We start from the raw sequence: 24,192 nt of genomic DNA, 5'->3' as shown, positions 1-24,192 counted from the left end.
CTGCCAACGCCTGGAGTACCTGCCCTTAGACCGGATGCCGTCACCGTGACGGCATCCGGTCTTTGCGTTAAACGCCTGTGTGCCTCCCGTTGGGCGCCTGTGTGCGTCCCGCCGGGCCGTCCGGGTACTCGGCTGGGTACTGGGCTGGGCCGTTGGTGACGGACGCGGTTATCGGTCGGGCCCGGAGCGGGAATACACTGGGATAATTAAACGGGTCGTGAGGGGTACTTCATTGGAAGAAGGTTCGACGTCGGCGCCAACGGCTGCCGGAGGCAACGGTCCGGGCCAGGGACAGCAGACTGGTCTGGTGGCTGCCGGGCGCCCGACTCCGGGCGTGCCCGTGGACAGCTCCGGCGTCCGGCCCACCTTCCCGGGCCGGCGTGAACGCACGAGGTCGCGCCTGGCACGCCTGACGGGCCGGAGCACCGCGACGTACTCACCCATCCTGGAACCGCTGCTGCGGACCGTCAGGGCGAACAACCCCAAGGAAGACTTCGACCTCATACAGCGGGCGTTCGTGGTGGCGGAGCAAAGCCACCGCGGGCAGAAGCGCAAGAGCGGCGACCCCTACATCACCCATCCCGTCGCCGTCGCGACGATCCTCGCCGAGCTGGGGCTGAGTGGCACCACCCTGGCGGCTGCGCTGCTCCACGACACCGTGGAGGACACGCCCTACACCCTTGAGGACCTCCGGGCGGACTTCGGCCCCGAAGTCGCCATGCTGGTTGACGGCGTCACCAAGCTGGACAAGGTCAGCTTCGGCGAAGCAGCACAATCCGAGACCGTCCGCAAGATGGTCGTGGCCATGGCCAAGGACATCCGCGTACTGATGATCAAACTTGCAGACAGACTGCACAACGCGCGCACGTGGCGGTTCGTCTCCGCCGAGTCTTCGGCCCGCAAAGCTCGGGAAACCCTGGAAATCTTTGCGCCGCTGGCACACCGGCTCGGCATGAACACGATCAAGTGGGAGCTCGAGGACCTGTCCTTCGCGGCGCTTTATCCCAAGGTGTACGAGGAAATCGTCCGCATGGTGGGCGACCGCACGCCGGAGCGGGAAAAGAGCCTCAGCGTGATCCGGAACCAGATCGCCGACGATCTGCGCACCGCCAAGATCAAGGCCACGATCACCGGCCGGCCCAAGCACTATTACTCGATCTACCAAAAGATGATCGTCCGGGACAAGGACTTCGACGACATCAACGACCTCATGGGCGTCCGGGTCCTGGTGGACTCGGTCCGCGACTGTTACGCCGCCCTGGGCACCCTGCATTCGCGCTGGAACCCGCTGCCTGGCCGGTTCAAGGACTACATCGCGATGCCGAAGTTCAACATGTACCAGTCCCTCCACACAACGGTGATCGGCCCGGGCGGCAAGCCGGTTGAAATCCAGATCCGGACGCACGAGATGCACCGCCGCGCCGAGTACGGCGTGGCCGCGCACTGGAAGTACAAGGATCAGCCGAACCGGTCCGCCACTGGACCCGGCAGCCCGCGAGACGGCGACATGGGCTGGCTCCGCTCCCTCGTGGACTGGCAGCAGGAGACCTCCGACCCCGGCGAATTCCTCGACTCGCTGCGGTTCGAGATCAACGCCCGCGAAGTGTTCGTGTTCACCCCCAAGGGTGAGGTCATGGCGCTGCCCGCCGGGTCCACGCCGGTGGATTTCGCCTATGCCGTGCACACCGAGGTGGGCCACCGCACCATCGGAGCCCGGGTCAACGGCAAGCTCGTGCCGCTCAACAGCGAGCTGAACCATGGCGACTGGGTGGAGATCTTCACCTCGAAGGCCGAGGGCGCCGGCCCCAGCCAGGACTGGCAGCACTTCGTCAAGAGCGCCCGGGCGCGCAACAAGATCCGGCAGTGGTTCAGCAAGGAACGCCGCGAAGAGGCGATCGACCGCGGCAAGGAGCTGCTGACCCGGGCCATGCGGAAGCAGAACCTTCCCCTGCAGCGCCTCATGACGCACGACGCGCTGGCCGCCGTGGCTGAGGACTTCAAGTACGTCGACATTTCCGGGCTGTATGCCGGAGTGGGAGACGGCCACACCTCCGCGCAGTCCGTCATGGAAAAGCTCGTCGAGAGCCTTGGCGGCAATGAAACACCCGATGACGACCTCACCGAAGTCAGCATTCCGACCCAGGTCAGCAAGGCGCGGTTCTCGGATTCCGGCGTGGTGGTCCGCGGCGTGGGCGACGTCTGGGTGAAGCTGGCCCGCTGTTGCACCCCCGTGCCGCCGGACCCGATTCTCGGTTTCGTCACGCGCGGTTCGGGCGTGTCGGTGCACCGCACGGACTGCACCAACGTCGCTGGCCTCAAGGACCAGCCTGATCGGATCGTGGACGTGGACTGGGCACCGACGCAGTCAAGCGTCTTCCTGGTGGAGATCCAGGTGGAGGCACTGGACCGGAAGTCGCTCCTCTCCGATGTGACGCGCATACTTTCGGAGAACCACGTGAACATCCTGGCGGCGAGTGTCCACACGTCCACCGACCGCGTGGCCATATCAAAGTTTGCCTTCGAGATGGGCGACCCCAAGTACCTCAGCCACGTGCTCAGTGCTGTGCGGAGGATCGACGGGGTGTTCGACGTCTACCGGACCACGGGCAACCGCCGGAGAAGCTAACAGCGACAGCTTCTCCAGGGCTGCGTTCTTGTGCGGCAGCCGTGGCATCGCCTCGACCGCCAGGACCAGGAGCCGGAGCCTGACATCGAGTTCGGGCTTCGCCAGGAGCAGCCGGAGGGCAGGAACTGCTCTCTCGGCCTCCACATGCAAGGCGATGTCCAGTGCCGTCCGGAGCGGACTCGACACCATCAGGCCGCCCAGGCTGACGACGTCGAACGGTCCGAGCCGGACTTCGTGGAGCGTGCAGCCGCGGGTGGAGCGAAGGCTGGAGATGCGGCGTTTGGCGTCCACCAGTAAGGCCAACCGGTCCGGCTCGCGGGCGCACCCGTAAATCCAGGCCGCCGTCATCCGCCCCGCCACCACACGCCGCCGCACCGGCGCCGGCACCCCGTGGGCAGCGGCACGTGCCCGCAGCTGCGGGGAGGCCGTAGTCCCGGGAACGGTGTAGCCGTGCTGATAGAGCTGCGATAGCACGCCGTCGGACGCCATGGACTGGAGCTCCGGCCAGGTGAAGGGCAGCCCCGGCGAATAGAGCTCCAGCAGCTGTGCGGGGGAGTCCGGAGGCGGTGAATCGCCCCGTGCCTGCGAAAAAACAGGGGGCTGGGAGAACGGTGCCATTCCGTCATCCTGCCGGACGGCGCATTAACAGGTAAGGCCCCGCCCCGGTTATGTGGATAACCGGAACGGGACCGTACGACTGCTGTTTGGGAGAACCGGACTAGCTTGGTAGGGCTTGTTGCTTAGGAAAGCTCGCTAGCCGAACGCTGAATCTGGTCCAGCCATGCCTGGCGGGCTTCCAAGGCTTCCCGGGCGGCCTTGATCTTGCGCTGGTCGCCCTTCTTCTCTGCCTCGGCCAGGTCATCCTTCAGGCCGGCGATGGCGGATTCGAGCTGGCTCAAGGCGCTGTTGGTGCGGGCCTTGGTCTCCGGGTTGGAGCGCTGCCACTTCTCGTCCTCGGCCTGGCGGACTGCATCCTCGATCCGGCGCAGCCCGGCCTCGATTCGGCCCATGTCCGCACGCGGAACCTTGCCTGCCTCTTCCCAGCGGTCGTGGATGGACTGCAATGCCTTCTTGGCGGCGGCGATGTCCTTGACCGGAAGGATGCCGGAAGCCTCCTCGAGGAGCGCCTCCTTGACCACCAGGTTCGCGGCGTATTCCTGGTCGATCTCGTCGTTGGCAGCCTGGCGCGAGCTGAAGAAGACGTCCTGCGCGGCACGGAACCGTGCCCACAGGGCATCGTCATCCTTGCGGCTGGCACGCGGCGATGCCTTCCACTCGTCCATCAGCCGGCGGTATTCTCCGGCGGCGAAGCCCCAGTCGGTGGACGTCGACAGTGCCTCGGCGTCCGCAATCAGCTTCTCCTTGGCCGACTTCGCCGCCGAGTTGTTGCTGTCCAGCTGGGAGAAGTAGGCGCGGCGGTGCCGGTCGAAGACGGTCCGGGCGGCGCGGAAACGCTTCCACAGGGCGTCCTCGTTGCTGCGGCCCAGCCGTACGCCGCTCTTCTGCGCGGTCTTCCAGCTTTCAAACAGCTCGTTCATGCGCGCGCTGGACGTCTTCCACTGAACCTGGGCCGGATCGGTTCCGGAGATGGCCTCGGCCTCGGCCACGATGGCCTCACGGGCGGCCAGCTCGGCGGCGCGAACGGCGTCGTGCTGCGCCTTTTCCGCCTTCTCCAGCTCCGTGATCTGGGTGGACAGGGTGTCCAGCCGGCTCTCTGCGGAACGGATGTCGCCCACCATGTTCCGTTCGGCGAGCTGCTCCCGCAGGTGCGTCACGGTCTTCTGCATGTCAGTGGTGGGGGCCTTCGAGGCCACGCGCTGCTCCAGCAGGACAACCTGGGCGACGATGTCGTCGTACTTCCGCGCGAAGTAGGCCAGGGCCTCGTCGTTGCTGACGTCCGGATACTGACCGACCGGATGCTCCTCGCCGTCGATGGTCAGGAAGACGTGGCCGTCGCCCTCCACCCGGCCCCAGCGGGCGGCTTCGGCCAGCGACGTGGCGGGCGGTGCCTGCACGGGAGCCGCAGTGGCAGCCGGACCTGCCTTGGGCCGGGCGGCAAAGGCGGCGGGCGTCGGCGCAGGCCGGGGCGCCGGCGTCGGACGCGGTGATGGTGCGGGGCTGGCTGCCGGCTTTTCCTGCCCGGCGTCCGGCTGTGGGCTGGCGGCGGCCTCCGCTATGGGAGTGGCCTCGGCCGGGGCAGTGTCCTCCGCCGGAGCGTCGTCCTCCTGCACAGCCTCCGGCTGCGGGCTTTCCTGCGTGGCGTCGGGCTGTGCCGCGTCCTCGGGTTGTGCTGCTTCGTCGGGCTGTGCCGCGTCCTCGGGCTGTGCCGCCTCGTCCGGCTGTGCCGCCTCGTCCGGCTGTACTGCCGCATCCTCCGGCTGTGCTGCTTCGTCCGGTTGTACTGCCTCGTCGGGCTGCGTCGCCTGCACGGGCTCGGCCGCTTCCACGGACCGTGCTCCATCCACGGTCTCGGGGGAAGCCTGGACCTCGGTCACTTCGGCTGCTGTTTCGTCGGATTTCTGACTGTCTGTCACCGCTAAAAGTCTTTCGCTTGGAGGAAGATACTCATTCACAAGTCGCCTGCGGCCGCTGGCGCCACAAGGTTCCTACTTCAGAGAAAATGAGTCTATCGTGACTGGTTCCGCAGGTGCGCCGTCCGTGTCACTTTCGCCCGTCTTAAGACCTGCCGCCGCAATCTTGGTCACGGCGTCCAAGCCTGACGTCACCTTGCCCACGACGGTGTAGCCGCCGGCGGAGTCGGCCGGAATGACCGTGTCCTTGTAGACGATGAAGAACTGCGTGCCGTTGCCGTAGGCGTTATTGCCCGTGCGGGCCACGGCAATGGTGCCGGCAGGGTATTTGTTGTCTGCCGGCGTGTTCTCCAGCGGCCCCCAGGTGTAGTTGGGGTCGCCCTGGCCATCGCCGGTCTTGGAGCCGCACTGCAGGACGCCGAAGTTCTCGGCGGTGGTGAGGCGGTGGCAGCTGACGCCCTTGTAGTAGTTCTGGTCGGCCAGGGACTTGAACACGGCGGCTGCCTGTGGGGCCTTGGTGCCGTCCAGCTGCACGCCCAGTGTGCCCCTGTTCAGCTTCAGTTCGCCGGTGAACGTCTTGCCGGCCGCCGTCGCGGGCTTGGGGATGTTCGCAGCATTGGTCTGGGACGCTGACGGAGTGGCGGAGGCGGATGCCGAAGCGGATGGCGCCGCCAGGTCCGCCTCGGCGGCGGCGAATTCCTCTTCGGTCGGGTTTCCGGCAAATACCGTCAGTTGAAGTACGACGGCGAGTAGCACCGCTGCGGCTCCCGCACCTCCCGCTACCAGGTTGTCCCGCTTGCGGCGCTTCTCCTGGTCACGGCGAAGCTCGCGTTTGGCTTCCATCTGCTGGATGCGCCTCTTGGCTTCGCGTGTTTCGCGTGGACTGGCCGCCACGGGTCCTCCTCATTGATTGTCACTGCCGGACCGGGCTAGCCCCTGAAGGCATTCCCGGCTGCAGATTGCGCTGCGGCAGCCCGCCAGCGCCCGGCCTCCCGCATTAGAGATGCAGGCGCCGAAAGCATAAACTGACTGCCGCACATAAGTTTATGCAGAACAGGCTGGACTCCCACCGCTACCGCCGCCGTTTGGTTCAAATGTCGACGCGGAACAAGGCGCAGCGGCTCCGGCCTTCGTTTACCTGAGGAGAAACTCCACCATGGCACGCACCGCCTCCCTGTCCGGATTCCCCGAGTGGCTTCCCGAGGAGCGGCTGGTGGAGCAGCATGTCCTGGACTCGCTGCGCCGCACCTTCGAACTGCACGGCTTCTCTTCCATTGAGACCCGCGCCGTGGAAACCGTGGGCCAGCTGCTCCGCAAGGGCGAGATCGACAAAGAGGTGTACGGGCTGAGCCGGCTCCAGGACGACGAGGGCGAGGAAGCCGGGAAGGGCAAGCACGATCCGCACGCCCTGGCACTGCACTTTGACCTCACAGTGCCCTTCGCCCGGTACGTCGTGGAAAACGCCGGCTACCTGGCGTTCCCGTTCCGCCGTTACCAGATCCAGAAGGTCTGGCGCGGGGAGCGCCCGCAGGAAGGCCGCGCCCGCGAGTTCACCCAGGCTGACATTGACGTGGTGGGCGACGGCGAGCTGCCCTTCCGCTACGACGTCGAAATCGCCCTGGTCATCGCGGAGGCGCTGGGTGCGCTTCCGATTCCGGAGTTCCGGCTGCGCATCAACAACAGGAAGCTTGCGGAGGGCTTCTACCGCGGCATCGGCCTGACCGATACTGCCGGCGTGCTGCGCAGCATCGACAAGCTGGAGAAGATCGGGCCGGAGAAGGTGGCTGAGCTGCTTAAATCCGAGCTCGGAGCCACCGACGAGCAGGCGCAGGCGGCGCTGAAGCTTGCCGGCATCAAGACCGAGGACACGTCCTTCGTGGCGCAGGTCCGGTCGCTCGGGGTCAGCAACGACCTCCTGGAGGAGGGCCTGAACGAACTCGAACAGGTGATCGAGGCTGCTGTGAAGCGGGTTCCGGGCAAGGTTGTCGCGGACCTGAGCATCGCCCGCGGACTGGACTACTACACCGGAACTGTCGTGGAGACCGTCCTGGTGGGCCACGAGCAGCTCGGATCAATCTGCTCCGGCGGCCGCTATGACGCGCTGGCCAGCAAGGGCAACCGGAAGTTCCCCGGCGTCGGGCTGTCCATCGGCGTGACCCGGCTCGTCTCGCGAATCCTCAGCCAGGACCTGGCCAGGGCTTCGCGTTCCGTGCCCACGGCAGTGTTCGTGGCGCTCACCTCGGACGAGAGCTGGGGCGAAGCACAGGACGTGGCCACGGAGCTGCGCAGCCGCGGCATCGCCGCGGAGGTGGCTGCCAAGGCCGAGAAGTTCGGCAAGCAGATCAAGTTCGCGGACCGGCGGGGCATCCCCTTCGTCTGGTTCACGGACGAGGACGGCAAGCACCAGGTGAAGGACATCCGCTCCGGCGTGCAGGTCGACGCCGATCCGGCGACGTGGACGCCGTCGGACGAGGACATCCGCGTCCAGGTCGCAGCCACGCCGGCGAGCTGACCACCCCGGTTTCCTGCGCCGTCCCTTCCCGAATCAGCGCAACCGTCGCCTCCGGAACGCAAGCACGACGGCACGCCCGGCGAGTCCGGCGCCCATGACGGCCGCCATGCCGAGTACCGAGGCCGCCGGCAGGGTGAACGCCAGGACCAGGCAGCCGGCCAGCCCTGCGGCGTTGAGCCACTTGGGCGCATGCCGGGGCCGGTCCCGGAGCGTGAACGCGGCGGCATTCGTCACCGCGTAGTACAGCAGGACGCCGAAGCTGGAAAAGCCGACCACCGTCAGCACGTCGGTGGTGAGCAACAACAGGACGACGACGGCGGCCACCGCCAGTTCGGCGGTTACCGGCACCGGATGGCGCCCGCCCAGCCGGGCCAGCGGGCCGGGGAGGTCGCGTTCGCGGGCCATCGCCATGGCCGTGCGTCCCACACCGGTGATGAGGGCGAGCAGAGCGCCCAGCGAGGCGGCAGCGGCACCTGCCTGGACGGCCGGTGCTCCGGCGGCCAGGCGGGACTGTTCCACGGCGTCGAGCAGCGGCGCCGTGGAGGAGGCAAGCACGTGCGCCGGAAGATGCGCCAGGAGCAGCGCCCCCAGCAGCAGGTAGATGACCAGGGCGCCGGCCAGGGCCCCGAGGATAGCGCGCGGAATGACGCGGGCCGGGTCCTTGACCTCCTCGCCGAGCGTGGCGATGCGCGCGTATCCGGCAAAGGCGAAGAACACCAAGCCTGCGGCGGGCAGGATGCCCCAGCCGCCGCCAGTCTGTGCAGAAATCGTGCTTCCGCCGTCGGCAACATGCGGCCCCACAATGCTGGCCGCAGCCACGAACGCCAGGGTGGCCAGGACGATGGCGAGCAGGATGCGGGTCAGGAAGGCGGTCCGGGTGATGCCGAGCAGGTTCACGCCGGTCAATGCGACGACCGCTGCTACGGCAACGGCGGTGGCGTAACCGGGCGCAACGTACTGGCCGAAGGTCAGGGCCATGGCCGCGCAGGAGGCCGACTTGCCCGTCACGAAACCCCAGCCGGCAAGGAAACCGGGCCACTCGCCAAGCTGCTTGCGGCCGTAGACGTAGGTGCCGCCGCTTTGCGGATACCTTGCCGCGAGCTGGGCCGAGGCGACGGCGTTGCAGTACGCCACGGCACCGGCCAGGGCTATGGCCACGAGCAGCAGCTCTCCGGCCAGGCGGGCCGCCGGTGCGAAGACGACAAAAACGCCGGCGCCGAGCATGGATCCGAGCCCGATGGCTGTTGCGTCGGGCACACCGAGCCTTCGTTGCAGCTGTTGGTGCTTGGTCATGGCGGGGCAGGAACCTTTCAAACGGGTAAACTCGGACGGGATCGTTTCCGCAACGATCGTATTTAAACTTCATTCTGTCTTCCTTCTGAAAGGAATGCTGTGCTGCGCACACATGACCTCGGATCCCTTCGCTCCGAGCACATTGGACAAACCGTAACCCTGGCAGGCTGGGTTGGCCGCCGTCGTGATCACGGTGGTGTCGCATTCGTCGATCTGCGTGATGCCTCGGGCGTGGCGCAGGTGGTGGTCCGTGAGGAAGAGGTCTTCCACGGGCTGCGCAACGAATACGTGCTCCAGGTGACCGGTACGGTCTCCAAGCGCCCGGAAGGCAACGAGAACGCTGCCCTGGCCACGGGGGAGGTGGAGGTCATGGCGGACAAGGTGGTCATCCTCAACACCGCCGACGCACTGCCTTTCCAGATCGATGAGCACGTGGAAGTGGGAGAGGAAGCCCGGCTCAAGCACCGCTATCTGGACCTGCGCCGCCCCGGCCCCAGCCGCAACATCCGCCTCCGGTCCGAGGCCAACCGCGTGGCCCGCGACCTGCTGCACGACGAGGGCTTCGTCGAAATCGAGACACCGACCCTGACGCGTTCGACGCCGGAAGGCGCCCGTGACTTCCTGGTCCCGGCCCGCCTGGCGCCGGGTTCCTGGTACGCGCTGCCGCAGTCCCCGCAGCTGTTCAAGCAGCTCCTGCAGGTGGGCGGCTTCGAGAAGTACTACCAGATCGCCCGCTGCTACCGCGATGAGGACTTCCGTGCCGACCGCCAGCCGGAGTTCACCCAGCTGGACATCGAGGCCAGCTTCGTCGAGCAGGACGATATCATCCGCCTCGGCGAAAACATCGTTAAGGCCGTCTGGAACCTGATCGACGTCGAAATCCCGACGCCGATCCAGCGCATCACCTACGCCGATGCCATGGCCCGCTTCGGGTCGGACAAGCCCGACCTGCGGTTCGGCCAGGAGCTGACCGAGCTGACCGAGTTCTTCAAGGACACCAATTTTGGCGTCTTCAAGGCGCCTTACGTCGGTGCCGTCGTCATGCCCGGCGGTGCCTCGCAGGCCCGCCGTGCACTCGATGCCTGGCAGGAGTGGGCCAAGCAGCGCGGCGCCAAGGGCCTGGCCTACGTCCTCTACAAGGAGGATGGCGAGCTCGCCGGCCCGGTGGCCAAGAACCTCACCGAGACCGAACGCGCCAACCTGGCCGACGCCGTGGGCGCCAAGCCGGGCGACTGCATCTTCTTCGCTGCAGGCGAGAAGACCCCGTCCCGCGCGCTGCTGGGTGCTGCCCGCGTCGAGATCGGTCACCGCACTGGCCTGATCGACCCCAGCGCCTGGGCCTTCTGCTGGGTGGTGGACGCCCCCATGTTCGAACCCGCCGCTGCCGCGGTGGCGTCGGGCGATGTGGCCGTCGGTACAGGCAAGTGGACCGCAGTGCACCACGCCTTCACCTCGCCGAAGCCAGAATTCCTGGACAGCTTTGACCAGGACCCGGAGGCCGCGCTGTCCTACGCCTACGACATCGTGTGCAACGGCAACGAGATCGGCGGCGGATCCATCCGTATCCACGAACGCCAAGTCCAGGAGCGCGTCTTTGAGCTCATGGGCTTGGACAAGGCGGATGCCCAGACGAAGTTCGGCTTCCTGCTGGAGGGCTTCAAGTACGGCGCCCCGCCGCACGGCGGCATTGCCTTCGGCTGGGACCGAGTGGTGGCCCTGCTGGCAGGCGTGGACTCGATCCGCGACGTCATTGCCTTCCCGAAGTCCGGCGGCGGCCACGATCCTTTGACCGACGCCCCGGCTCCCATCACCGGGCAGCAGCGCAAGGAGGCCGGCGTCGACTTCCAGCCCGAGGCCAAGAAGCCCGAAGAGAAGAAGGCCGACTAGCTTCAGCAGAGCTGGTTGGCTGAACGCGGCAAGAGCTCCCCGGAAACGGGGAGCTCTTGCTCTTTATTGCACGGTTGCGGCGGATGGAGGATACCCGCGTGGAAGTGTTGTCCGGTCTGGAAGCGTTGATGGATGCTGCCTGGCCCGCGCCTGAACGTCACGACACCGGCACGTGGGTGCTCCGCGCGGCCGGCGGCGTCACTCAGCGGGCGAACTCTGTCTGGCCACGGGTGCCTGCCGCAGACGCCGCCGTTGCTGTCCGGGGCGCCGCTTCCTGGTACCGGCAGCGGCGGCTTCCGGTGATCTACCAGATCTTCGACCACGACGGGGCTGTCCCGCTGAATGCCGTGCTGGACAGCCTGGGTTACACCAGGCAGTCCGAAACCCTGGTCATGTCCCGGCGTGCGGAGCCGCGGGACAGTCTTCCGGTAGGGGCCGGCGTCGAAATTTCGGAGCATCCGTCGGCGGAATGGCTGGAACTGTGGTGGTCCGTGGACGGCCGCGGCGGCGCCGCGGAGCTGGAGACTGCCCGTGCCATCCTCATCGGCTGCCCGGCGCTGTACGCCCTGGTGAGGGACGACGACGGCGGGCCGGCCGCCGTCGGACGCCTTGCCGTTGTTCACGGCGGGGCTGCTGTTCCCGGCGCGGCAGGCGGCTGGGGCGGGCTGTACTGCATGGCCACCAGGCCCGGCGCGCGGCGCCGCGGCTACGCCACCCGGATCCAGCAGGCCCTGGTCGGTGCGGGTGCGGAGCGGGGGCTGGCCGGCTACTGGCTGCTGGTGATGGCTTCGAACTCAGTTGCCCGGGAGCTGTACACCCGGGCAGGGTTCCGTGAGGTGTCCCGCTATTGCTACCGGCAAGAGCGGCCGCGGCGGGCCCTGACCGGCTGCTGAGCTGTGCCTCCACCCCGCCGTTTCGACGGCTCCCCGCGCACACGACGTTGCGCCGGTATATATCAAGCTGTTTGTGACAGCCGGGTGGTTTCTTTGTGGTTGATTCCTGCGACGGGAGGGATTCCCGGTGCAGTGGGCTTGCGGCGGTATCTGTGCGGGTTGCGGGCGTAGCAGGCATCGAGGGTTTGTTGTCGCTGCCTGCGCGCCTGCTCGATCAGTCCGTGATGGACGGTGTCGGGCGTGTAGTAGTTCAGTCCGCTGTGCCGGTGATTGGCGTTGTAGTTCGTGAAGAATGCCGCCATGTAGCCGCGGGCGTGGTGCAGGTCCTGGAAGCGTCCGGGGAAGTCCAGATCGTACTTGACGGTCTTGAACAGGGATTCCGAATATGGGTTGTCATCAGAGACCCGGGGCCGGGAGTAGGACAGGCTGATGCCCAAGGCACGTGCGAGGTCCAAGGTGGTGCCTGCCCGCATGGGCGCACCGTTATCGGCGTGGAGCACGGCGGGACTCTGGCTGTTTCCGGCCACGGCGTCCTGGATCAGAGCTGAGGCAAGGGCGGCGGTTTCGGTGTATTCGACGCGGTGCCCGACGACCTTGCGCGAGAACACGTCCATGATTGTGTACAGCCGATAGATGTGTTTGCCCGGGCCATGCAGCATCGTGATGTCCCAGCTCCAGAGCTGGTTCGGGGCCGTGGCTTCCAGGACGGGTTTGGCCCGTTTGGAACCGGTGCCACCGCGTTGTGCCCGGCGGTCCCCGTTCTGGCCGTGCGCGGTCACGATCCTGTGGGCTGCCGCGATCGAAAACGAGCAATGACCCGCGTCGAGCATCCGGTAGTAGGCCTGGGTGACCGAGAGGTTCCCGTAGTCCTCGGAGTTGAGCAACTCCATGAACTCCTCGGCTTCGGCCGTGGTGATGCGGTTCGGGTAGGCCCGGTCGGCCTGCGGCACAGCGATTCCGGCCGGCGCGGCAGGTTTCAGGTGCCGGTACCAGGTGGTGCGGTGCAGGCCCACCAGGGCACAGGCTGTGACCGCTGACCAGCCGGCAGTCACCAGTTTCCCCGCGAAGGTCAGGGCGATGTCTTTCCAGACTTTGGCACCAACCAGTCCGGGCGCTGCGGCTCCGGTTCCTTCAGTTCGGGATCCGTTGCCGCCGCGCTCTTGGCCATGGCGTCCAAGAGCGCGGAAGCTTTTCCCAGAATGTCCACCGCGGCCTCGGACCGGGCCAGCTTGGCCTTGAGGACCTCGTTCTCCTTCAGGACCTGCTCGAGCAGCCTCTTATCGCTTTCCCGCAATCGCTGGTCCTCGTTCCCTTGCTTGATACTGGATCTCAACTCCCCGGCTTCGCGCTGCTGAACCCAAAGCCGCAAGGTGCCTTCGGCGATGCCCACCGCTCTACAGAAGGCGATCCGGGACCCACGCTCGAGGCACTTGTCGTACTCATCAAGAATCTCGTGCTTCTGCGCGAGAGTGAAGTGGCTCCGCTTCGAGCGTCGGGAAGGGACAAGAAAATCCATGACGGACCTTTCCCCGGCCTAAGTGCCAGGCCGAAGCGACAGTGACCCTGTCACACAACAGCCTGACGCACAGGGGCGCAACGTCTTACGGGCAGGGAACCGTCGAAACGGAGCGGAAGCTGCGCGGTGTTACGGGGCTTCGTGCACGTAGTGGAGGCCCATCCACGGGGCGGTGACCAGCTCGCCGCCGAACGCGTCCTGTGTGTCCAGGGACTCTGTGGCCGCCGGGAGTACTTCAGCGGTAGCGGCGGCTTGCGGATGTTGCTGCCGGGTCGCCGGCAACTGCGGGATCTGGACCGGCCAATGGTGCGGGTACCTGATGCGGCGGCTGGTGTGTTGCGTCATGGTCTTTTCCTTCCGGACGGCTTGGGCTCAGCGGTCCTGAAGAGCGGGCTGCTGTGTTTCGGCCTGCCGCCGGCGAGCGATGCCCGCAAGGTACGGGCCGCCGAGCTCCTCGATCGGTGTGGTGGCCGTTTCCCGGGACCAGAACGCTGATCCTGCGGCGATGAGCATGCAGACGGTGCCGAAGACGGCCACCGGAACCCAACCCCATGCCCCCGGAGCCAGCAGCATCCCGGCGATCATCGGGCCGAAGCCGGCGAGGACCAGGCCGAACTGGTTCCCCAGCGCCATGCCGGAGTAGCGGACCGGCGCTGCGAACTGTTCGGCGAAGAACGCCGGCCAGATGCCGTTGAAGCCCGAGTACAGCACCGTCATGTTCAGGAACGCGGCGAGGAAGACCAGCACGATGTTGCCCGAGGACAGGGCCATAAAGTACAGGAATATCGTGACCGAGCAGCCGATCGCAGCGGTCAGCAGGAGGGGACGGCGTCCGATCCGGTCGGACAGCCTGGCCGCCAGCGGCATGGTGAACATGGAGAGGCCGATGGCCACGGCGTTCACGGTCAGGATGGACGCCCGGTCAAAGCCGGCCCCGGACGTGGCGTAGGCGAGTCCGAAGACCGTGAAGATGGTCTGCATCACGGACATGATGGACATTCCCGCCACACGCAGCACATCCGGGGCTTGGAAGCGGAGCACTTCCTTGACGGGCATCGGAGCCACCTGGCGGCGCTCCTGCGCCTCCTCGAAGACCGGGGTTTCATCCAGGTGCGTGCGGACCCAGTAGGCGATGGCCAGCACCACGATGGACAGCCAGAACGGAATGCGCCAGCCCCAGCTCATCATGGCCTCCCTGGGCAGTGCCGTGACCGGGATGAAGACGAGGGTGGCCAGCACCATGCCGGAGGCGTACCCCGTCATCACGAAGCTGGTGAAGAACCCGCGCCTGCCTTCGGGGGAGTGCTCCAGCGTCAGGGTGGAAGCGCCGGCCGATTCCGCGCCGGCGGAGAATCCCTGCGCCAGCCGGCCCGCCACCAGAAGGATGGGGGCCCAGACGCCGAGCTGCTCGTAGGTGGGCAGGAATCCGATGCCGAGGGACGCCAGGCCCATGATGCCGAGCGTCAGCAGCAGGATCTTCTTGCGGCCCAGCTTGTCGCCGAAGTGGCCCATCACCAGTCCGCCAACAGGCCTCGCCACGTACGCGACGCCGAAGGTGGCGAAGGCGCCGATCAGACCGATGGCCGGGTCCGCGGAGGGGAAGAACAGGTGGGGGAACACAAGTGCGGCGGCGGTGCCGTAGATGAAGAAGTCGTAGTACTCCAGTGTGCTGCCGAGGAAGGACGCCAGGGCGGCCTTGCGGGGCGTCTTCCGCGGGGCCTGCTGGGGAACCTGGCGCGGAACCGGCAGCGGAACCTGCGGTGATGGGGTAGTGGTCACGGGAATCTCCTTAAGACTGCGTCGTCTCAATGGGCGCCGGCGCAGTGTCCGGGAGGTGGAAGTCCACCGCGAGGATCTGCCGGCTGTTGGGGAACGAGTACGCCTTCAGCGGCTCGTGGAGCGGGTGCATGTTGTAGACGGCGATGTCCTCGACGCTTTCAAAGTCGGCCACAATGGCGTAGTCGAAGGAGCGTTCGGTGTTGAGGACGTCCGGGCCGTGGCTGAGGCTGAGCATGCCGGGGATCTTTCCGGCCATGTTGTTGAGCCCGGCAATCCAGGCCTGCCGGTCGGCCGGCGGAAAGTCGGGCTTGAACTGGAAGAGCACGGTGTGGCGGATCATTTTCAGGCACCGGTCTCGACAAGCTCGACCACCGGTGACGGCACGGCAGAAACATAGGCGGGGGACAGGCCGGCAAGGGTGCGGCCTGCGAGGTAGCCCATGGTCATGATGGGCCCCAGGGTGGCGCCAGCGCCGGGGTAGCCTGCCGCGTAGGCGTTTTCCGTGGTGTTGCCGGCGGCGAACAGGCCCGGGATGGGACGGTTGTCGACGTCGAGCACGCGGGCTGACCCGTCGGTGGCCACGCCGCCATTGGTGCCGAAGGCGCCGTTCACCACCTCCAGCGCGTAGAAGGGCCCGGATTCGAGCGGACCCAGTGAAGGGTTCGGCCACGGGCAGTCGGCGTCGCCCCAGTACTTGTCGTAGGCGCTTTCGCCGCGGCCGAAGTCGGGGTCCTCGCCGTTGGCCGCAAACTCGTTGAACCGGGCCACTGTGGCTTGCAGGTTCTCCTCCGTAACGTTGATCTTCGCGGCGAGTTCAGCCAGCGTGGGCGCCTCGATCAGGTAATCCGGCGTCGCCCGGCCCGCGCGGTGGGCAAGGATGCCGTAGCGCTCAAGGTAGCCGTGGTCCACGATCACGTGCGCCGGGGTGTTGAGCGTGCGGTTGGCGGCGGAGTCCCAGGACTGCAGGCTGCGGGCGAGGTCGTTGTAGTTCTGCGATTCGTTGGCGAAGCGGCGGCCGTCCCTGTTCACCATGATGGACCCCGGGCCCTGGCGCTCGAACCGCAGCAGGGTGCCGATCGCCTGTCCGTCGCGGGTGTCGCCGGTGACGGCCATCGGCGCCCACCAGGCTTCGCGGGTGCCGCGGGTCTGGCCGCCGATGCGCTGCGACATCCGCAGCCCGTCACCGGTGTTCGAGGGCGGCGAGCACATCGTGTAGAGCCGGGACGCCAGCATCGAGTCGGCCAGGGCCCTGTCCCATTCGAAGCCGCCCGTCGCGAGCACCACGCCGTCGCGGGCATGGAACGCTTCGCCGGTTTCCAGTTCGACGCCGGTCACCCGGCCTCCGTCGGTGAGCAGGCGGTGCCCGCGTGCCCCGGTGACAAGCGCGGCTCCGTCGCGGACCAGGCTGGCGAGCAGCATGGACACGAGGGCCTGCCCCTTGGCCACGAGGCCGGCGTCCTGGCGGCCGGCCAGTTCGTCCCACGGGAACTTCGTGAAGGCGCCCCACTCCTCGTATTCCTGCATGGTGAACGGGGCGCGGCCGTCACTGCGCACGTGCGCGCGGAGGCCGCCCAGCGCTTCGGTGCTGTTGAACAGCTCGGGCTCAATCGTGCGGCCGCCCGCCACTGCACCGGGCAGGTCCTGCCGGTAATCGGGGAAGTTGTCGAGGAAGATGAAGCGGACGCCGCACTCCGCCTCGACGAAGCGGAGCATGTGGTCGCCGTAGTTCAGCGCGGCGTCCAGCAGTTCCTCGCGCCCCCTGCCGCGGGCGACGGCCCGCACGTACACCGCGGCCGCTGCCTTGGAATCGGTAACCCCGGCTTTCCGTGCGTGGTGGTTGTCCGCCACCCAGAGCATGCCGCCGGACACGGCGGAGGTCCCGCCCAGCAGGTCACTCTTTTCGAGGACGACGACGGACTTGCCGGTGCGGGCGGCGGTGGCCGCCGCGGTGAGTGCTCCCGCGCCGGAACCGACGATGACGACGTCGTAAGTGTCCGCGGAGGTGCCGTTGACGAATTTCATGGGGTGTTGCCTTTCAAAGCGAAGATAGGGGGTGCTGCCGCAGTTGGGCAGCTGCTGGGCGGTCCGGCGTCAGACAGCCGTGTAGCCGCCGTCGATGACGAGCTCGGAACCGGTGGTGAAGCGCGATTCGTCCGAGGCCAGGTAGAGCACGCCGTAGGCGATCTCATCCGGTTCGCCCTGGCGGGGCAGCGGGTTGGAGCCCACCAGCTGCTTGTAGTAGGCCTCGGGACCGATGTCCGACTGTTCCGCGGAGCGGCGGCTCATCCTGGTGTTCATGGATCCGGGGTGGATGGAGTTGACCCGGATGCCGTGGCCGCCGTAGGCCGCGGCGTCCGACTTGCTCAGGAGCCGCACAGCGCCTTTGGTGGCGTGGTACAGCGGTACGTTCCGGCCGCCGGTGAGGCCGTGGATGGAGGAGAAGTTGACGATGCTGCCGGTGCCTTTTTCGATCATGCCAGGGACCACGTGCTTGGTCATGAGCCAGACGCCTTTGACGTTGACGTTGAAAATGGTGTCGAAGTCGGCCGTCGAGGCGGTGTGGGAAGCTCCTGCCGGGCCGATGATGCCGGCGGCGTTGACCAGGATGTCCGGCGTGCCCAGTTCGTCCCGGACCCGGCGAATGGCGTCGGCGACGCTGGCCTCGCTGGTGACATCGACGTCGTACTCACGGATGTTTTCGTGGGCAGCGGCGGCGGGGGCGCCAGCAACGTCCAGGCTGGCAACCTTTGCGCCGTGTTCGGCGAGAAGGGCGGCGGTGGCGCTGCCCAGGTCTCCGCGGCCTCCGGTGACAATGGCGGTCTTTCCGGCCACGCGGTTCTGGATGGGATTCATGTGGTGCTCCTCGTGATCCTGCAGCCTCGTCGCTGCTTCCCAGCCAGCGTGGCAGGAGACCTGTGAGCGGAACCATACGATTGCCGATGAACGGCAAAACCGACTTTCAGTGGCTTTGCCGGAGCGTTCCCTTCAGCTCCCCACGCCAGCCAAGGGCGCGGGAGATCCCGCGCGCCGCTGCCATCAGGACAGGCACCCGGGCAGGCGCGTTCTCCTCGTTGCGCGGCACCACCACGCTGAGTGCCGCGCGGACGGTGTTGTCGGGACCGAACACCGGGACGGCGATGCCGCTGGACTCCGGCACGATCACCCCGGGCATGGCAGCAAAGCCGCGCTGCCGGATCTCGGCCAGGTGGCGCCGGAGCGCTGCAGGCTCGGTCAGCGTGGTGTCGGTGAACTTCGTCAGGGGCCGGGCCAGGAAGGCGTCCTGGTACGCGGCGGGGGAGTGTGCCAGCAGGACCAGTCCCGAGGACGTGGCGTGGACCGGCAGCCTGCCGGCGATCTTGGTGATGTCCACGATGGTCCTATCCGAGCCCAGCCGCTCGATGTACAGGACCTCGTCCGAATCGAGGATGCCCAGTGTGGTGGAGTGCTGCACCACGGCCTGGACGTCCTCCATGAACGGCAGGGCGGCCTCCCGCAGGCCCAGCATCTTGGAGCCGCGGGAGGCCAGTTCCCACATCCGCGTGCCGATGTGGATGTCTCCGCCGGGCTCGCGTTCCAGCAGCCGCTCGAGCAGCAGGTCGTTCACCAGCCGGTAGATGGTGGTCACCGGCAGGCCGGTGCGGCGCCCGAGCTCGGCAACGCTCATGGCGGGGTGCCTGTCATCGAAGGCGCTCACGATCTTCACGAAACGGCCGATGATCGACTCACCGGATGCGGAGTTGGCCACTGTTCCTCCTGTCGATTCCCGCTCAATGGTAATCCTCCTCCCGGGTGGGCAATCTTACGGATCTACTAGGGGTTTGTCAGTCAACGCCTGCCGCCGCAATGGGGTGGCCCGCAGGCAGAACGGAGCAGGAACCATGACAGAAACCGCAAAGACAGCGGTCTGTGACGTCCTCGTCATCGGATCGGGTGTGGCCGGGATGGCCGCAGCATTGAAGGCCGCTTCGCAGGGATTGAGCGTGATCGTCGCGGAAAAGGAACAGTACTTTGGCGGAACCACCGCCATTTCCGCGGGATGGGCCTGGGTCCCCGGCAACAAGCAAGGCCTGGCACAGGGCGATACCCGCGGGGACGCCGAGACGTACCTGCAGAACCTGGCGCCCGAGACGTTCAACGAAGCGGGAGTTCGGAACTTCCTGGACACAGTGCCCGAGGCGATCTCCTTCTTCGAAAACGAAACCGACGTGAAGTTCACCTACCCGGAGAAGGCCCCGGACTACCAGATGGACCTGCCCGGGGCGAAGCTGTCCGGCCGGGCGATCCTGCCGCGGGACGTGGACGCGCGGGTGCTCGGGGACAAGCGGCTCCTGATGCAGCCGTACCTGAACTCCTACACCGTCTTCGGCTACATGCCGCAGGTGGGGCCGGACATCAACGAGTTCTTCCACGTGAACCAGTCGGTCAAGTCCTTCATCTATGTCGCCAAGAAGCTGCTGCGCACCTGGGCCGACGCCGCCCGCTACAAGCGTCCGGTCCTCCGCTCCAATGGCAACGCCCTGATGACCCGGATGGTCAAGAGCGCCGACGACCTGGGTGTCCGGCTGTGGAAGTCCTCACCGGCGCTGTCCCTCACCAGGGACGACGCCGGCACCGTCACCGGTGCGATCATCGGGGGAGAGCACGCCGTCACCGTTACAGCACGTGCCGGCGTCATCCTCGCCGCCGGAGGATTCTCCGGGAACAGGGAACTGCGGCAGCGGTACTTTCCGCATGACGCCGGCGGTGACGACCACTTCACGCCCACCGTGGGCCACGGCGGTGACGCCGCCACCCTGGGGATGGACGCCGGCGGATACATCGACGATTCCGTGTTCAGCGTTGGCTCCTGGGCGCCGGTGACCGTGTTCAGGTACCTCAGCGGCGAACAGCGGCTCTTTCCGCATCTGCGGGCCATCGGCCTGCCCGGGCTGATCGCCGTCGACCGCCACGGCCGGCGCTTCGGCAATGAGGCCTTGAGCTACCACGACTTCGGCGGGGCCATGATCGAGCACGACAAGGACGAGGACGGGACCTTCGGCTACGTGATCGGCGACGCGAAAACGATGCACAAATACGGCATCGGCTATGCCAAGCCGTGGCCGATGCCCCGCGGCTACTTCTACCGGACCGGCTACCTGGTCAAGGGGAACACCCTTGCTGAGCTGGCCGGCAAGCTCGGCGTCGATGCCGCGGGCCTTGAAGCCACCGTCGCTGAATTCAACCCGGCGGCTGAGCGCGGCGAGGATGCCGCCTTCGGCCGCGGCTCCACCCAGTACAACCACTTCCGGGGGGACCTCGAGCACAAGCCGAACCCGAACCTCGCGCCGGTGGGCAAAGGCCCGTACTACGCGGCGAAGATCCAAATGGGAGATCTGGGCACCTTCGCCGGCCTCGGCGTCAACGAACACTCCCAGGTTGTTACGGCTGAGGGTTCGGTGGTTCCCGGCCTCCTGGCCGTGGGCGCTGCAGCCGTGAGTGTCTTCGGCGGCGGGTACCCCGGCTACGGCTCCCACATTGGCCCGGCTTTGGTGTTCGGTTACCGTGCCGGCCGGGATATCGCCAGGCTCGCCGGGGAGCGGAACGCGGCTCGGCCGGCCAACGTGGCGGCGAACTAGACGCCGGGCCGGAGACAGCCATGGCCAATTCGACTTCGGGGGAATCGGTGATCAGCCGCGTGGTGCGGCTCATGAGCGCCTTCGACCGGGACCTGCCGGCCATGACGCTCTCCGGCCTCGCCCGCCGCGCCGGCCTCCCGCTGACCACCGCGCACCGGCTCGTGGATGACCTGGTCCTCCACGGCCTGATTGAGCGGCTGCCGGACGGGAACCTCTGCTCCGGGATGCGGATGTGGGAGCTCGCCGCCCGGGGCTCGCGCGCCCTGAATCTTCGTGAGCTGGCACTGCCGTTCATGGAGGACGTCCAGGCCGCCGTCCACCAGCACACTACCCTGGCCGTGCTTGACCACGGCACCGTGCTGTACGTGGAGCGCCTCTCCTGTCCGCAGTCCAGCCTGGACGCCGCCCACATTGCCCAGCGGATGCCCATCCACGCCGCCTCGTCCGGCCTGGTACTGCTGGCCTTCTCGCCGCCCGCCGTCCAGGCCGAGGCGCTCTCGAAGCCTTTAACGGCCGTGACCCCCGAGACCATTACCGACCCCGCACTCATCCGCAAGCACCTGGCCGAGATCAGGCAGCGGGGCTATGTGGCCCTGCCCGGCATTGGCGTCACCGAGTGGACGGGCATCGCCGTGCCCGTCTTCGGGCCTGGCAACAGGATCGCGGCGGCGCTCAACGCCATCGTGCCGCGGCAGGAAGCGGCCGTTCCCTCGACCGTCCCCGCCCTGTTGACCGCGGCGCACGGGATCTCTCGTGCACTGAAATCCCGGCCGGCTGAAGGCCGGCTCAGCTGAATTCCGCCCGGCCTGCAGAGCAGGCAGACTTTCGCAACCGATGAACGGAAGACCTCTGGGGGCGGACGCGGCGGATCCCGCACTGTGGAGTGAGAGGCGGATCACATCGGATCACGCCGAAGCCAACCGGAAAGAAGGACGATGATGTCTTGCCCACTGACAGCAACACCCCCGGTCTCCACCGTTGAAAGCAGGGACGTCAGCGCCGGCGCCAGTGAAGGCGGCAGCACCGCACTGCCCCCGTACTCGCACGAACTGGGCTGGCCCGAGGACATGGCGCCCTTCAAGGTGGTGGACGACGGGACCCAAGGTGATCCCTACCGCCACTACCAGTGGATGCGCGAGAACGCCCCCGTGCTCCGTGCCCATTCGCCCGTATCGGATGTCTGGTTCATCTCCCGGTACGACGACGTCCGGCGGGCCATGCGGGCACCGAAAGTCTTTTCCTCGCAGGTTGTGGACCCGGTCCCGCTGACCTTCCTGACTCTCTTCGACGCCCCCAACCACACGAGGCTCCGCCAAGTTGTAGCGCAGGCCTTCACGCCTAAGGCCATCGCCCGCTTCGAGGACCGGGTGCGGGAGAACGCCGAAGAGTACCTGGCACCGATGCTCGCCGCCGGCGGCGGGGACGCCGTGGACGAGTACGCCATCCCGCTCAGCATGTCCACCATCAGCGCCCTGCTCGATGTTCCGGCCGAGGACTTCGAGAAAATGAAGTTCTGGTCAGACGAAACGTTCAGCTACTTCGGCCGGCTGGCCCGCAACGCCCAGGGCACCGGCACCGACGAGCAAAGCACCTTCGAGTTCTTCGCCTACCTGAAGGACACCATGGAGCGCCTGTACCGCGAGGAGAGCGACTCCGTCGGCGGACACATCGCTCGGATGTGGAAGGAAGGCCTGCTCAGCGAGAAGGAAGCCAAGGAACTCTGCGCCTTTGTCTTCGTCGCAGGCCATGACACCACCACCATCCTGCTCGCCAACGCGTTCCGGATTTTCAGCGAACAGCCGGACCTGCTGGAGCGGATCCGCCGGAATCCGGACGACTCGAACCTTTTCGTCGAGGAGTTGGCCCGCTACCGCGGCACCGTCCAGCGGGCCAGCCGGATCACGACGGAGGAGGTGGAGGTTGCCGGTGTGACGATTCCCGCCGGCGCCATTGTCCGCCTGCTGCCCGCCGCAGCGAACCGGGACAGCAGTAAGTATCCCAACGGCGAGCGCTTCGACATCGACCGCAACACCGACGGCCATTTGGGCTTCGGGCACGGGGTCCACAGCTGCCTCGGCGCGCCCCTCGCCAGGCTTGAGGTCCTGGTGACGGTGAAGCTCCTGGCCGAGAAGCTCACGTCGCTCACACTGGATCCGGACAAGCCCATCGAGTACGTGCGCGGCAACAACCTGACGAACTCGGGCCCGGAGCACCTGCACGTGATGCTGGAGGAGACCAATGCGTAGCGGGACAGGCGCCGCACCTGTAATGACCCAGAACCCAGTGGTCATCGTCGGGGCTGGACACTCCGGCGTCGCTGTCGCCGCGGGGCTCCGCTCCCGGGGCTGGGAAGGCGGCGTCTTGCTGATCGACGCGGAAAACGAACTGCCCTATGAACGGCCGCCGCTCTCCAAGGAACTCCTGAAGGACGGCGCCTCCGATGAGTCAGCGGTGCTCCGCAAGGAGAAGTTCTATGCGGACAAGGGCATCGACCGGCTCGCTGGGGTAACCGCGGAGTCCATTGACAGGGACAGCCGGACGGTGCTGCTGTCCGACGGGACGCGGCAGGCATACCACCGGCTCGTCATCGCCACAGGTTCGCGGGCGCGGCCCCTGACCGTGCCAGGTGCCGGTCTGCCGGGAACCAAGTGCCTGCGGACGCGGGACGACGCCGTCGAACTCAAGCGGCTGTTGGTCCCGGGAGCCCGCGTGGCCATTATCGGCGCCGGGTACATCGGCCTGGAAGTGGCCGCAGCGGCGGCCGCGAGGGGCTGTGACGTCACAGTGCTCGAATTCCAGGACCGCGTGATGAGCCGGGTAACGTCAGCCCCCGTCTCGCGCCACTTCGAGCAGCTCCACGGGCGGCACGGGGTGCGGTTTGTCTTCGGCGCCGCGGTCACGTCGATCGACGGCGGACAACGGGCCGAAAGCGTTTCCGTCGCCGACGGCACCGTCTTTCCCGCCGACGTCGTACTCGCCGGCATTGGCGTCCTGCCCAACCAGGAGCTGGCCGCGGACGCCGGCCTCGAGTGCCGGGACGGCATCCTCGTGGACGGGGACGGCAGGACTTCCGATCCCGCCATCTATGCCAGCGGGGACGTCACGCGGTTCATCAGTCCCATCGACGGCACCAGCCAGCGGCTCGAGTGCATCCAGAACGCGCAGGCACAGGCAGACCGGGTGGCCGCGCACATCACCGGCCAGGCGGCCGCTGAACCGGAAATCCCCTGGTTCTGGACCGTCCAGCACGGTGTCCGGCTGCAGACCGCGGGCGTCCGCCATCCGGAGGACCAGACGATCGTCCGCGGCGAACCCTCCGGCGGGAAATTCTCAGTGGTCTACCTCCGTGAGGGCCGACTCGCCGCCGTCGACACCGTCGCGAACCTGGCCGACTTCCGCGCGGCCAAGCGGCTGATCGCGCAGGGAGCCTGGATCGACCCGGCCCTGGCCGCGGACCCCGCCATCCCCCTCACCGAAGCCACTTCCGGCACCCCCAACCACTCCGACGCTGACCTTGCAGCAGCCCGATCCTAAGGAAGC

At 67.1% G+C, this 24,192-nt stretch carries 20 protein-coding genes; 8 read left to right on the top strand and 12 right to left on the bottom strand.

From position 1 onward, the window contains the following. The first annotated feature begins 232 nt into the window (after positions 1-232). Positions 233-2,626: a RelA/SpoT family protein gene (locus QFZ33_RS15395; protein ID WP_307028851.1), complete on the top strand. Its 2,394-nt coding sequence runs from the start codon at positions 233-235 to the stop codon at positions 2,624-2,626. Here QFZ33_RS15395 and QFZ33_RS15390 read toward each other — a convergent pair. From QFZ33_RS15390 to QFZ33_RS15380, 3 genes are all read right to left on the bottom strand, one after another. After that, positions 2,507-3,244 carry a type IV toxin-antitoxin system AbiEi family antitoxin gene (locus tag QFZ33_RS15390; RefSeq protein WP_307028849.1) on the bottom strand — a complete coding sequence of 246 codons (738 nt, stop codon included), beginning with the start codon at positions 3,242-3,244 and terminating at the stop codon, positions 2,507-2,509. The two genes, QFZ33_RS15395 and QFZ33_RS15390, sit on opposite strands and share 120 nt — an antisense overlap. Positions 3,245-3,366: 122 nt before the next feature. After that, the gene (locus QFZ33_RS15385) at positions 3,367-5,160 is read right to left on the bottom strand and encodes a DUF349 domain-containing protein (protein ID WP_307028846.1); all 1,794 of its coding nucleotides are present in this window, start codon (positions 5,158-5,160) and stop codon (positions 3,367-3,369) included. A 72-nt stretch (positions 5,161-5,232) separates the two neighbouring features. Beyond that, positions 5,233-6,051 carry a peptidylprolyl isomerase gene (locus QFZ33_RS15380; RefSeq protein WP_307028844.1) on the bottom strand — a complete coding sequence of 273 codons (819 nt, stop codon included), beginning with the start codon at positions 6,049-6,051 and terminating at the stop codon, positions 5,233-5,235. A gap of 262 nt (positions 6,052-6,313) precedes the next feature. On the opposite strand from QFZ33_RS15380, the gene hisS reads away from it, so the two are divergent. Then, a complete protein-coding gene (gene hisS, locus QFZ33_RS15375) occupies positions 6,314-7,669 on the top strand; it encodes a histidine--tRNA ligase (protein ID WP_307028842.1) in 1,356 nt (451 codons plus the stop codon). Positions 7,670-7,702: 33 nt separating this feature from the next. Here the strand turns inward: hisS and QFZ33_RS15370 are convergent, their stop codons facing one another. Beyond that, entirely contained in the window at positions 7,703-8,962 is a 1,260-nt protein-coding gene (locus tag QFZ33_RS15370; RefSeq protein WP_307028840.1) for an APC family permease, read from the bottom strand. Positions 8,963-9,061: 99 nt separating this feature from the next. On the opposite strand from QFZ33_RS15370, the gene aspS reads away from it, so the two are divergent. After that, positions 9,062-10,849, top strand: a complete 1,788-nt coding sequence (gene aspS, locus QFZ33_RS15365; protein ID WP_307028838.1) for an aspartate--tRNA ligase — start codon at positions 9,062-9,064, stop codon at positions 10,847-10,849. A gap of 128 nt (positions 10,850-10,977) precedes the next feature. Then, positions 10,978-11,742 carry a GNAT family N-acetyltransferase gene (locus QFZ33_RS15360; RefSeq protein ID WP_373427356.1) on the top strand — a complete coding sequence of 255 codons (765 nt, stop codon included), beginning with the start codon at positions 10,978-10,980 and terminating at the stop codon, positions 11,740-11,742. 62 nt (positions 11,743-11,804) lie between these two features. On the opposite strand, the gene QFZ33_RS15355 is transcribed toward QFZ33_RS15360, so the two are convergent. From QFZ33_RS15355 to QFZ33_RS15320, 8 genes are all read right to left on the bottom strand, one after another. After that, positions 11,805-12,794 carry an IS3 family transposase gene (locus QFZ33_RS15355; RefSeq protein ID WP_307028835.1) on the bottom strand — a complete coding sequence of 330 codons (990 nt, stop codon included), beginning with the start codon at positions 12,792-12,794 and terminating at the stop codon, positions 11,805-11,807. A gap of 17 nt (positions 12,795-12,811) precedes the next feature. Further along, positions 12,812-13,258, bottom strand: coding sequence for a transposase (locus QFZ33_RS15350; protein ID WP_307025295.1), 447 nt, complete (start codon positions 13,256-13,258; stop codon positions 12,812-12,814). Positions 13,259-13,387: 129 nt separating this feature from the next. Beyond that, positions 13,388-13,603, bottom strand: coding sequence for a hypothetical protein (locus QFZ33_RS15345; protein ID WP_307028834.1), 216 nt, complete (start codon positions 13,601-13,603; stop codon positions 13,388-13,390). Between the two features lie 27 nt (positions 13,604-13,630). Further along, positions 13,631-15,037: an MFS transporter gene (locus tag QFZ33_RS15340; protein WP_373427285.1), complete on the bottom strand. Its 1,407-nt coding sequence runs from the start codon at positions 15,035-15,037 to the stop codon at positions 13,631-13,633. A 10-nt stretch (positions 15,038-15,047) separates the two neighbouring features. Further along, a complete protein-coding gene (locus QFZ33_RS15335; protein ID WP_307028832.1) occupies positions 15,048-15,377 on the bottom strand; it encodes a Dabb family protein in 330 nt (109 codons plus the stop codon). Positions 15,378-15,379: 2 nt separating this feature from the next. Then, positions 15,380-17,059 (bottom strand): FAD-dependent oxidoreductase, encoded by a 1,680-nt coding sequence (locus QFZ33_RS15330; protein ID WP_307028829.1) that lies wholly within the window; start codon positions 17,057-17,059, stop codon positions 15,380-15,382. A gap of 69 nt (positions 17,060-17,128) precedes the next feature. After that, complete coding sequence (locus QFZ33_RS15325; RefSeq protein WP_307028827.1) at positions 17,129-17,890, bottom strand: SDR family NAD(P)-dependent oxidoreductase; 762 nt, start codon at positions 17,888-17,890, stop codon at positions 17,129-17,131. Between the two features lie 106 nt (positions 17,891-17,996). Then, the gene (locus QFZ33_RS15320) at positions 17,997-18,782 is read right to left on the bottom strand and encodes an IclR family transcriptional regulator (RefSeq protein WP_307028825.1); all 786 of its coding nucleotides are present in this window, start codon (positions 18,780-18,782) and stop codon (positions 17,997-17,999) included. Between the two features lie 133 nt (positions 18,783-18,915). Between QFZ33_RS15320 and QFZ33_RS15315 the strand changes: the two genes are divergently transcribed. From QFZ33_RS15315 to QFZ33_RS15300, 4 genes are all read left to right on the top strand, one after another. After that, on the top strand, positions 18,916-20,652 hold the full coding sequence (locus tag QFZ33_RS15315) for an FAD-dependent oxidoreductase (protein ID WP_307028823.1): 1,737 nt from the start codon (positions 18,916-18,918) through the stop codon (positions 20,650-20,652). 20 nt (positions 20,653-20,672) lie between these two features. Beyond that, entirely contained in the window at positions 20,673-21,446 is a 774-nt protein-coding gene (locus tag QFZ33_RS15310) for an IclR family transcriptional regulator (protein WP_307028821.1), read from the top strand. A gap of 144 nt (positions 21,447-21,590) precedes the next feature. After that, positions 21,591-22,898 (top strand): cytochrome P450, encoded by a 1,308-nt coding sequence (locus QFZ33_RS15305; RefSeq protein ID WP_307028819.1) that lies wholly within the window; start codon positions 21,591-21,593, stop codon positions 22,896-22,898. 22 nt (positions 22,899-22,920) lie between these two features. Further along, entirely contained in the window at positions 22,921-24,186 is a 1,266-nt protein-coding gene (locus QFZ33_RS15300) for an NAD(P)/FAD-dependent oxidoreductase (RefSeq protein ID WP_307028816.1), read from the top strand. Positions 24,187-24,192 lie beyond the last annotated feature (6 nt).

Source organism: Arthrobacter globiformis (assembly GCF_030815865.1).
Taxonomy (GTDB): Bacteria; Actinomycetota; Actinomycetes; order Actinomycetales; family Micrococcaceae; genus Arthrobacter; species Arthrobacter globiformis_B.
Note: the sequence above shows the minus strand (reverse complement) of the source record. Positions and strands in the feature narration are given on the sequence as shown.

What these genes read in the sequence shown, in the direction of transcription:
- hisS (WP_307028842.1), top strand. Translation starts at nt 6,314, where the DNA reads ATGGCACGCACCGCCTCCCTGTCCGGATTCCCCGAGTGGCTTCCCGAG.
- QFZ33_RS15325 (WP_307028827.1), bottom strand. Translation starts at nt 17,890, where the DNA reads ATGAATCCCATCCAGAACCGCGTGGCCGGAAAGACCGCCATTGTCACC.
- QFZ33_RS15300 (WP_307028816.1), top strand. Translation starts at nt 22,921, where the DNA reads ATGACCCAGAACCCAGTGGTCATCGTCGGGGCTGGACACTCCGGCGTC.
- QFZ33_RS15305 (WP_307028819.1), top strand. Translation starts at nt 21,591, where the DNA reads ATGTCTTGCCCACTGACAGCAACACCCCCGGTCTCCACCGTTGAAAGC.
- QFZ33_RS15370 (WP_307028840.1), bottom strand. Translation starts at nt 8,962, where the DNA reads ATGACCAAGCACCAACAGCTGCAACGAAGGCTCGGTGTGCCCGACGCA.
- QFZ33_RS15335 (WP_307028832.1), bottom strand. Translation starts at nt 15,377, where the DNA reads ATGATCCGCCACACCGTGCTCTTCCAGTTCAAGCCCGACTTTCCGCCG.
- QFZ33_RS15310 (WP_307028821.1), top strand. Translation starts at nt 20,673, where the DNA reads ATGGCCAATTCGACTTCGGGGGAATCGGTGATCAGCCGCGTGGTGCGG.
- QFZ33_RS15315 (WP_307028823.1), top strand. Translation starts at nt 18,916, where the DNA reads ATGACAGAAACCGCAAAGACAGCGGTCTGTGACGTCCTCGTCATCGGA.
- QFZ33_RS15390 (WP_307028849.1), bottom strand. Translation starts at nt 3,244, where the DNA reads ATGGCACCGTTCTCCCAGCCCCCTGTTTTTTCGCAGGCACGGGGCGAT.
- QFZ33_RS15330 (WP_307028829.1), bottom strand. Translation starts at nt 17,059, where the DNA reads ATGAAATTCGTCAACGGCACCTCCGCGGACACTTACGACGTCGTCATC.
- QFZ33_RS15345 (WP_307028834.1), bottom strand. Translation starts at nt 13,603, where the DNA reads ATGACGCAACACACCAGCCGCCGCATCAGGTACCCGCACCATTGGCCG.
- QFZ33_RS15350 (WP_307025295.1), bottom strand. Translation starts at nt 13,258, where the DNA reads ATGGATTTTCTTGTCCCTTCCCGACGCTCGAAGCGGAGCCACTTCACT.
- QFZ33_RS15360 (WP_373427356.1), top strand. Translation starts at nt 10,978, where the DNA reads ATGGATGCTGCCTGGCCCGCGCCTGAACGTCACGACACCGGCACGTGG.